Below are 571 nucleotides of genomic sequence, written 5' to 3'. Positions count from 1 at the left end.
CACTTCGGTGAACTTCTCGGCGCTGCCCAGCGCGCGGCCACCCGAGACGATGATCTTGGCGGCCGTCAGTTCGGGGCGGTCGCTCTTGGTGACTTCGCGGCCCACGAAGGCGCTCTTGCCGCTGTCTGCGACGCCTTCAGCGGTTTCAACGGTGGCGCTGCCACCGGTGGCGGCTGCTGCGTCGAAGCCGGTCGTGCGCACCGTGATCACCTTGGTGGCGTCGGTGCTCTGCACGGTGGCGATGGCGTTGCCGGCGTAGATCGGGCGCTCGAACGTATCCGGGCTGTCGACCTTGGTGATGTCGCTGATCTGAGCCACATCGAGCTTGGCGGCCACGCGCGGTGCGACGTTCTTGCCGTTGGCGGTCGAAGGGAACAGGATGTGGCTGTAGTTCGCTGCGATCGCCAGCACTTGCGCTGCGACGTTCTCGGCGAGGTTCTCTGCCAGCGATGCGCTGTCGGCGGCGATCACCTTGGACACGCCGGCGATCTGCGCGGCGGCCTTGGCGGCTTCGGCCGCGTTGGCACCGGCCACGAGCACGTGTACGTCGCCACCGCAAGCCAGCGCGGCA

At 68.0% G+C, this 571-nt stretch carries 1 protein-coding gene; it reads right to left on the bottom strand.

All coding sequences use genetic code 11. From position 1 onward, the window contains the following. Nucleotides 1-571 (bottom strand): electron transfer flavoprotein subunit alpha/FixB family protein (locus ASD34_RS24650; RefSeq protein WP_414929893.1); only part of this gene is annotated, 571 nt, incomplete at both ends.

This window comes from Variovorax sp. Root473 (assembly GCF_001426505.1).
Taxonomy (GTDB): domain Bacteria; phylum Pseudomonadota; class Gammaproteobacteria; order Burkholderiales; family Burkholderiaceae_C; genus Variovorax.
The sequence above is the reverse complement of the archived record's forward strand: the minus strand, read 5'-3'. Positions and strand labels throughout refer to the sequence as shown.